This window comes from Pseudorhodoplanes sp., from assembly GCF_046289595.1.
Taxonomy (GTDB): domain Bacteria; phylum Pseudomonadota; class Alphaproteobacteria; order Rhizobiales; family Xanthobacteraceae; genus Pseudorhodoplanes.
Window position 1 is genome coordinate 1 of sequence record NZ_JBKBVB010000171.1, and the last position, 6738, is coordinate 6738.

A 6738-nucleotide genomic window follows, 5' to 3' on the forward strand; every position below is an offset into this window, starting at 1 on the left:
CGTGCGGCCCGAAAAATCGCCACCCGGCTGTTCGCCGAAACGCCAAAGGGCTTTCGCAAGCGCCTCGTGGCGCTGTGGGAGGCGCAATCCGGCGACGGCGAGGAAGAGTGAGCGCGATTCGGAGTGTTTCCCGCCGTGCGTTCCGGCGCGTCTGCCGAAGGGGAACCGGCAATCCACCGGCAGCACTAACGTTTGTATCTGGCTCCCAGGGTCCGGCTCTGCGCGCTGTCCCGGAACGGCCGCGGAAGTGGTATTGATTGCGCATGGATGCCATCAGTCCGGCCGATATCGATACCGCGGCAAGCCGTATCGAAGGCGTTGCGGTCCGTACTCCGCTGATCCGCTCGCCGCTGCTCGACGAGCGCGTCGGGGCGCGCGTCTTTCTCAAAGCCGAGACGCTGCAGCGGATGGGCTCGTTCAAGTTCCGCGGCGCCTTTAACCGCTGCGCTGCCATTCCGCCCGAAGGCCGCAAGGCCGGCGTTGTCGCCTATTCCTCCGGCAATCATGCGCAAGGCGTTGCAGCGGCGGCGAAGCTGCTCGGCATGCCGGCGGTTATCGTGATGCCGGCCGATGCGCCGCGGCCCAAGCGCGAGCGCACCGCGGCTCTCGGCGCCGAAGTCGTATTGTACGACCGCGCCCGCGAAGACCGCGCCGCCATCGCGCGGGAGATTGCCGAGCGGCGCGGTGCAGTGATCGTGCCGCCCTTTGACGATCCCATGGTGATCGCGGGGCAGGGCACGATCGGCCGCGAGATCGTGGAGGACTTGTCCGCGCTCGGACTGTCGCCGGATGTCGTGGTCGTGGGATGCTCCGGCGGCGGCCTTGCGGCCGGCATTTCGCTTGCGATCAAGACCGCCGTTCCCGGCGCCGATCTCTATACCGCCGAGCCGGAGGGCTTCGACGATATGGCGCGCTCGTTCGTGACCGGGCATCGCGAACGCAACGCGCAGATGTCCGGCACGATCTGCGACGCGCTGATGAGCAATACGCCGGGCGAACTGACATTCCCGATCGCCCGCCGCCTGATCGGCAAGGGCGTCACCGCAAGCGATGCCGAAGTCGAAGCTGCCGTCGCCTTTGCCTGGCGCGAGCTGAAGCTCGTGGTCGAGCCGGGCGGCGCCATCGGCCTTGCCGCGCTGCTCTCCGGCCGCCCGGAGGTGAAAGGCAAGACGGTGGTCGCAATCCTGTCCGGCGGCAATGTCGATCCGGACCTGTTCTCGCGGATTATCGCGGCGTAGCAGCCGGCAACGGATCCGGACTGGACTTCAGGTGAACAGCGCGATCTTCTCGATATCCGACAGGGCGCGGATATCGGCAAACGGATCGCGCCTGATCGGGCTTTCGCGCCGGATGGCCGCCGCCTGCAGGGGTGTGGTTTCCGGCCCGGCTGCCGCGGCAACCGGACCGAGAAAGGCAAGCGCCGCTGCATCGGCGGCCGCCGCTGTTACATCGGCGACAACGATTGCCCCCGGCTCGACCGTTGCCGTCGCGGTCGCTGCGACGATTTCCGTAACGGCGGCTTCCGCAACAGCGACGTGGTTAACAGCCACCCCTTCGACAACGGCCTCGTCGACAGCCGCCTCTTCGATACCGGCAGCTCCTCCGGCGGCGATCTCCGACATCGCGATCTCGGATTCGAAAATGTCGGGCGTCTCAAGGTCGTCTGCGACAACGCCTGCGACCGGCTTGGCCTTGGCAAAGCCGGCTTGCGTTGCCACCGTGGCGTCGGCCGCAAGAGCCGGTGCGGGCGGTTCGAGACTTCTCGATTGCAGAAGCCGTTCGATCCGGCCGATCGCATCCAGGAGTGTCGCGGTATCGGGCGTATCCTTTTCGGGGGGTGCATTACGACGCAGATATTCCTGCAAAAACCAGCGGCCGCGCGCGCTCTGCGTCAGCGCGGCGAGAAGAGTGTCATAGTCCGCTTCGGCCGGCGGCGAGTCGTCCGGCGCCGGGGCGTGATTCGCGACCATGATGCAGGATAGCCGATCCCGCGACAGTTTCGTCCTCAGAGCGGCGCTGTTCTACGCGGTTTCCTACAGCCTTCTTGGCATTCATCTGCCGTTCTTCCCGGTCTGGCTGCAGTCCACCGGGTTCAGTGCCGGCGAGGTCGGGGCGATTCTGGCGGCGACCGCCTTGCTGCGGATTGTCTCCGTTCCGGTTGCCACCGCCGCCGCCGACCGCAAATTCGGGCTGCGCCCGACCATCATCCTGTTTGCGACGGCGACCGCTGCAGGCTTCAGCGCGCTGGGTCTCGTCTCGGGAGCGTGGCTGATTGTGGCGCTGACCGCGTTCACCGCCTTCGCCCATACCCCGGCCGTCGCGTTGCAGGATGCCTATACGCTGCGCGGACTGCGCGCCCGCAGCGCTGTCTACGGCCCGGTCCGCCTCTGGGGGTCGATCTTCTTCATCCTCGCCAATCTCGGCGCCGGACTGGCCTTCGACCTGATCGAAACCCGCCACCTGATCTGGCTCCTCGCCGCGGCGGCGATGGCGACGGCGCTCGTCGCAACGCTCCTGCTGCCGCTGCCGGCCCCGGTGCCGGTGACGGAGCAAGGCTTGCCTCCACGGCCGTTCTGGCGCGCCGGACGCTTTATCGCGATCGTCATCGCTGCTAGCCTGATCCAGTCGAGCCACGCGGTCTATTACGGTTTCTCGACCATCACCTGGAAAGCGGCTGGTTTCGACGGACTTGTCATCGGGAGCCTCTGGGCGCTCGGCGTGGTCGCTGAAATCGTGCTGTTCGCATGCGTCGGCCGGTTGCCGCGAGCCTTCGGTCCGGTCCAGCTCATCGTGCTCGGCGGTCTCGGCGCCGCCATCCGCTGGATCGGCCTTGCCTTCGACCCGACCGGATGGACGCTGCCGCTCCTGCAGGTGCTGCACGCCCTCTCATTCGGCGCCAGTCATCTCGGCGCGGTCGCCTTCATCGCCCATGCTGCGCCGGAAGGCCGCGGCGCAACCGCGCAAGGCTATTTCTCGGTGGCGCAGGGCATCGCCTTCAGCGCCAGCATGCTGCTGGCCGGAACCCTTTACGCCGCGATCGGGGCGGCAAGTTATGCGGCGATGGCAGCGATTGCCTTGGCCGGGGCTGCGGTTGCGGGCGTGGTATGGCTGCGCAAGCCGGATGTGTAGCGCGGCGAATGACAGGTCCGCGATGTCAGTGCCGCGCGATGCGCCGCACTCAGTTGCAGACGCGATACATCGACATCAATTCGGGTCCGGACAGAAACACCATTTTCGGCTTCAGGCCGCCGCGCTTTTTCAGCCAGGCGCGGATTTCGCCCGGATAGATGTCCCAGAGCGCCTGGGTGCCTTCGCGGCTCAGCACCGGACGGCCGTTGCGCCCGGGATTCCAGGCGGCGTGGAAGCCGAGCTGGGCTCTGCGCGTCACGCAGATGCGTTCGCGGGGCACGACGCCGAGCACAATGGTGCAGGCCGACAGGCACGGACCGTCGATGATGACATGACGCCCGGAATTGCGCAGGTTGACGAAGCTGTCGAGATAGGGGCCGATCTGCCCGCCCTTGTCGTTGGCGATCCGCACAGCCGCATCGGCATTGCCGGCTCCCAGCAAAGCCAGCAGCGCTGCAGCCAATCCTGCACGCAACCGCATCCCTCGACCTCCCCAAGCCGACGACATGCCCGACGGCAAACGTTAGACAGGAATGCCGCGCGTTGCCAAGACCGCGATAGGACCGCGTCGTGCGTAAACCCGCGGTGTGAGAATTCCGCAACGCCAGTGGCGCGCAGATGCGCGTGTTATCCCCACAATTGCGGTTTTGCCGGATGAACGATGCTGCCGTCATAGACGAGGCCGTCCGGCCGGTCTCGCGCCAGCAGCAGCGGTCCGTCGAGATCGGCGACGCGCGTGTCTTGCGCGATCAGCATGGCGGGCGCCATCGACAGCGAGGTCGCAACCATGCAACCGGCCATGGTCATCAGACCAAGACTGTGCGCTTCCGCTGACATGGCAAGCGCCTCGGTCAGGCCGCCGGTCTTGTCGAGCTTGATATTGACCGCGTCGTACTTGCCAATCAGTGCGGGGAGGGAGGCGCGGTCATGCGCGCTTTCGTCGGCGCAGACCGGAACCGGCCGTGCGATGTTGCGCAGCGGCTCGTCTGCGTCGGCGGGCAGGGGCTGTTCGACCAGCGTCACGCCGGCCGCAGCGCAGGCTCTCAGGTTTTCGGCGAGGTTGTCCGCCGTCCAGCCCTCATTGGCGTCGACAATCAGTTCTGTGGCCGGAACCGCGGCACGGATGGCCGCGATCCGCTCCGGGTCGCCCTCGGCGCCAAGCTTGACCTTGAGGAGCGGGCGCGCAGACGCGGCGCGTGCCGCCTCGGCCATGGCCTGCGGCGTGCCGAGCGAGATGGTGAAGGCGGTGGTCAGCGGGCCGGGTGGCGGCAACCCGGCCAGGACATGCACCGGGGTTGCGGATTGCTTGGCCTCGAAATCCCAGAATGCGCAATCGAGCGCGTTGCGGGCGGCGCCCGGCGGCAGCGCCTGCTGCAAAGCGTCGCGCGTCAGCCCAGCCGCCACCGCGCCTGCCAGTTCCTGCAGCCTTGCGGCGACCGTTTCGGGGCTTTCGCGATAGCGGGCATAGGGGACGCATTCGCCGCGCCCGCGGAACCGCCCGTCGGACAATTCCGCGACCACCACGCGCGCCTGCGTCTTGGCGCCGCGGCTGATGGTGAATTGTCCTGCAATCGGCCAGGTTTCGATGCCGATGGTGAGTTGCGGGCCGGCCGGGTTAACCATGTGTTTAAGGCTTTGTTAACCTCTCTCGACAGCCGGAGGCACTCTGTTAAGTATGTGACGGAAATGCGGTTTTTCTCAAGGTGCCGGAATGCAGGGCCGCCGGCACGGCCATGCGGGCGCCGGGGACCGTCCGGGGGCATCGGGGACGGGGAGCGAGTATGAGTTCGGATGCGTTGCTGGCCGCCACGGTCACTGGCGACCGCCTCGATCTGCTTGCAGGCGGCGACTGGACGGCCGACCGCGCCAACGATCTGGAGCGGCTGGTGATGGCGGTGGCGATTCCGCCGCAAAGCCCGATCCGCTTCGTCCGGGTCGATATGGCAGGGGTCGCGAAGCTCGATACCTACGGCGCCTGGCTCCTGGAGCGGCTGTTGCGCGGCTCGCGCGAGCAGGGCGCTGCGACCGACGTGGTCAATCTTCCCGACCAGTTCCGCACCATCGTCGAAACCGTCCACCAGACCACCGAACTGCCCGATCCGGAGCGGACGCGGCGCACCAGCGTGCTCGACTGGCTTGCGACCGTCGGCGAGAACATGGCGGAGGTCGGCAAATCGGCCGCCTTGTTTGCGCAGATGCTGGGCGCCGTCACCGCGGCATTCCTGCGGGTCTTCATCCGTCCGCGCAGCTTCCGCTTCACCTCGCTGGTCAACCAGATCGACCTGGTGGGCTGGCGCGCGGTGCCGATTATCGTGCTCATCACCTTCCTGATCGGCGCGATCCTGGCGCAGCAGGGAATTTTCCATTTTCGCAGATTCGGCGCCGACATTTTCGTGGTCGACATGGTCGGCATTCTGGTGCTGCGCGAAGTCGGCGTGCTCATCGTCTGCATCATGGTGGCCGGCCGGTCGGGCTCCGCCTATACGGCCGAACTCGGCTCGATGAAGATGCGCGAGGAGGTCGACGCGCTGCAGACCATGGGATTCGATCCGGTCAGCGTCTTGGTGCTGCCGCGCATTCTCGCACTCGTCATCGCAGTCCCGATCCTGACCTTCCTCGGCGAAATGTCGGCGCTCTATGGCGCCGGCCTCGTCGCCTCGCTCTATGGCGGCATCCAGCCGGAAGTGTTCCTGCAGCGGCTGCGCGAGGTGATCAGCTTGAACCATTTCATGGTCGGCATGATCAAGGCGCCGTTTATGGCGCTGGTGATCGGCATCGTCGCCTGCGTGCGCGGGCTCGAAACCAAGGGCTCGGCGGAATCGCTCGGCGCGCAGACCACCGCTGCGGTGGTGCAATCTATCTTTCTTGTGATCGTGCTGGACGGAATTTTCGCCGTATTCTTCGCGGCGATCGACAAATAGGCGGCCCTTCATGTCCAACACGGATATTGGCTTCGATATTCTTTCGCTGTTCGACGACGGCCCGGAGCCGCAGCTCGACATTTCGCAGGATATCGCGCTGCGGGTGCGCAACCTGCAGGTCAAGTTCAAGCGCCAGCATGTGCTGAAGGGCGTCAATTTCGACGTCAAGCGCGGCGAGGTGCTGGGTTTTGTCGGCGCGTCCGGCGCCGGCAAATCGGTCCTGCTGCGCACCATGATCGGGCTCATCCAGCCGACCTCGGGAACCATCGAGGTGTTCGGCCAGGAATTTTCAAAGGCCAAGGAATTGCGCGAGCAATTGATCGAGCGCCATTGGGGCATCCTGTTTCAGCATGGCGCGTTATTCTCGGCGCTGACGGTGCGCCAGAATGTGCAATTCCCGATGCGCGAATATCTCAATCTGTCGCCGCGCCTGCTTGATGAGGTCGCGGCGGCCAAACTGAAGATGGTGGGGCTGCCGCCGGAAGCACTGAACAAGATGCCCTCGGAATTGTCGGGCGGCATGATCAAGCGCGTCGCGCTTGCGCGCGCACTCGCGCTCGATCCGGCAATCGTGTTCCTCGACGAGCCGACCTCCGGCCTCGACCCCATCAGCGCAGGCGAATTCGACAATCTGATCAGAACCTTGCAGCGCACTTTGGGGCTTACCGTTTTCATGGTAACCCATGAC

7 protein-coding genes are annotated in these 6738 nt (G+C 65.9%); 4 read left to right on the forward strand and 3 right to left on the reverse strand.

Annotated elements, in window-relative coordinates; genetic code table 11:
• The first annotated feature begins 263 nt into the window (after positions 1 to 263).
• On the forward strand, positions 264 to 1238 hold the full coding sequence (locus ACK41X_RS21985) for a threonine/serine dehydratase (RefSeq protein ID WP_409727973.1): 975 nt from the start codon (positions 264 to 266) through the stop codon (positions 1236 to 1238).
• 27 nt (positions 1239 to 1265) lie between these two features.
• Here ACK41X_RS21985 and ACK41X_RS21990 read toward each other — a convergent pair whose 3' ends face one another.
• Entirely contained in the window at positions 1266 to 1970 is a 705-nt protein-coding gene (locus tag ACK41X_RS21990; protein ID WP_409727976.1) for a hypothetical protein, read from the reverse strand.
• Between ACK41X_RS21990 and ACK41X_RS21995 the strand changes: the two genes are divergently transcribed.
• Positions 1969 to 3129 carry an MFS transporter gene (locus ACK41X_RS21995; RefSeq protein WP_409727979.1) on the forward strand — a complete coding sequence of 387 codons (1161 nt, stop codon included), beginning with the start codon at positions 1969 to 1971 and terminating at the stop codon, positions 3127 to 3129. The genes ACK41X_RS21990 and ACK41X_RS21995 overlap by 2 nt on opposite strands.
• Before the next feature lie 49 nt (positions 3130 to 3178).
• Here ACK41X_RS21995 and ACK41X_RS22000 read toward each other — a convergent pair whose 3' ends face one another.
• The gene (locus ACK41X_RS22000; protein WP_409727982.1) at positions 3179 to 3610 is read right to left on the reverse strand and encodes a hypothetical protein; all 432 of its coding nucleotides are present in this window, start codon (positions 3608 to 3610) and stop codon (positions 3179 to 3181) included.
• Positions 3611 to 3756: 146 nt separating this feature from the next.
• Positions 3757 to 4752: an N-acetyl-D-Glu racemase DgcA gene (gene dgcA / locus ACK41X_RS22005; protein ID WP_409727985.1), complete on the reverse strand. Its 996-nt coding sequence runs from the start codon at positions 4750 to 4752 to the stop codon at positions 3757 to 3759.
• Between the two features lie 158 nt (positions 4753 to 4910).
• Between dgcA and ACK41X_RS22010 the strand changes: the two genes are divergently transcribed.
• Together ACK41X_RS22010 and ACK41X_RS22015 are read left to right on the forward strand one after the other, a co-directional pair.
• Positions 4911 to 6050, forward strand: a complete 1140-nt coding sequence (locus ACK41X_RS22010; RefSeq protein ID WP_409727988.1) for an ABC transporter permease — start codon at positions 4911 to 4913, stop codon at positions 6048 to 6050.
• Positions 6051 to 6060: 10 nt separating this feature from the next.
• Positions 6061 to 6738, forward strand: a 678-nt coding sequence (locus ACK41X_RS22015) for an ABC transporter ATP-binding protein (protein WP_409727991.1), incomplete at its 3' end; no start/stop codon positions are given.